This window comes from Pseudomonas sp. AC083 (genome assembly GCF_979253165.1).
Window position 1 is genome coordinate 1 of record NZ_CEEDDH010000241.1, and the last position, 253, is coordinate 253.

Annotated in this window: 1 protein-coding gene; it reads left to right on the forward strand. The window is 48.2% G+C overall.

What is annotated here, in order from left to right; genetic code table 11:
• Nucleotides 1–253, forward strand: a 253-nt coding sequence (locus tag AC0IXA_RS27840) for a hypothetical protein (RefSeq protein ID WP_471814968.1), incomplete at both ends; no start/stop codon positions are given.

The following is a 253-nucleotide window of genomic DNA, read 5'->3' on the forward strand; positions in this document are numbered from 1 at the left end:
GCAACAGTCGGTTTTGCTATGATGGATCGTAAACCAACCTTTGAGCAGCGCGAGAAATTATTTAACCGCATGATTGAAAATAGTCAGGCACTTGTCAAAGCGGGCGTAACTGTATCCGCTGAAACTATGCTGAATAAGCGCACGCTTCCATATATTGAGCACATCCACCGGCAGATCGTCGAGGAGATGAAATGCCAGCGCCACGAAGTTCACCCGATGTACCCAAGTGATTTCGCCAGCGCCCTTGAATCAT